Source organism: Variovorax sp. RCC_210, assembly GCF_041355175.1.
Lineage (GTDB): Bacteria > Pseudomonadota > Gammaproteobacteria > Burkholderiales > Burkholderiaceae_C > Variovorax.
In genome coordinates, this window is record NZ_JBFUPJ010000044.1 from 1 (window position 1) to 1131 (window position 1131).

Genomic DNA, 1131 nt, shown 5'->3' on the forward strand with positions numbered 1-1131 from the left:
GGCGGTTTCAAACCTGAAGTGCAACACACTCGATCCTGAAAGGAAGAGCTTGCATGACCAGGAGTTACGAGCAACTGAGTGCCGAAGAGCGCGGGATGATCATGGCGATGAAGCTGCAGGGCAGCAGCGCCAGATCGATCTCGCGGACCTTGCAGCGTGCTCCCAGCACGATCACGCGGGAGTTGCGACGCAACGGTTTCAAATCCGATGCGGAGCTGGGCACGATGGGGCGCCCGCGCATTGCGGGTGGCTACGATGCGGTACGCGCTGGCGCACGCTCGCGCCGCGTACGACGCCAGGCCCGGCGTCGGTGCAAGCTCCACTTCGAGGGTGCACTGTGGCGCAAGGTTCGGGCGTTGCTGGAGCAGTTTTGGTCGCCCGAGCAAATCGCCGGCACACTCAGGCAAGAGCACCCTGGACAACGCGAATTGCAAGCTTCCCACGAGACGATCTACACAGCCATCTATGCCGCCCCACGCGGTGGATTGCGCAAGGAACTGGTGGCGTTGCTGCGCCAGGGTCGCGGCGCGCGCAAACCCCGCACGCGGGGAGAGGACAGGCGTGGTTCGCTGCAGGACATGGTGAGCATTCACGTGCGTCCGCCCGAGGCCAACGACCGGCTGCTGCCCGGACACTGGGAGGGCGACCTCATCAAGGGGAAGCTCAACCGCTCGGCTGTGGGCACCTTGGTATGCCGCAAGACCTTGTTCGTGATGCTGGTCAAGATGGATGGCGCCACAGCGCTGGATGCCCTCCAGGGCTACGAGCAAGCCTTCTCGCCCTTGGACGAAGCGCTTCGACAAACCTTGACCTACGACCAAGGCAAGGAGATGGCCTTGCACAAGAAGCTCGCCGAGAGCACGGGTTTGAAGATCTATTTTGCGGATCCTCACAGCCCTTGGCAGCGCGGCATCAACGAGAACACCAACGGCTTGATCAGGCAGTACCTGCCCAAGGGGACAGACTTGAGCGTTCATTCTCAGCGCGATCTCGATCACATCGCCTGGAGCTTGAACACCCGCCCGCGCAAGACCTTGGGGTTCCGCACTCCGGCGCAAGTCCTCTTCGAAGACTGTTTCAACCAGAATGTCGATATCCAACCCATCGTTGCACTTGGGATTTGAGGCCGCC

1 protein-coding gene is annotated in these 1131 nt (G+C 61.8%); it reads left to right on the plus strand.

Translation table 11 applies throughout. The features are described 5' to 3' along the window. Positions 1 to 53: 53 nt before the first annotated feature. Positions 54 to 1124 carry an IS30 family transposase gene (locus AB6807_RS39355; protein ID WP_371088811.1) on the plus strand — a complete coding sequence of 357 codons (1071 nt, stop codon included), beginning with the start codon at positions 54 to 56 and terminating at the stop codon, positions 1122 to 1124. Positions 1125 to 1131 lie beyond the last annotated feature (7 nt).

Coding starts and splice junctions, on each gene's coding strand:
- AB6807_RS39355 (WP_371088811.1), top strand. CDS start 54: ATGACCAGGAGTTACGAGCAACTGAGTGCCGAAGAGCGCGGGATGATC.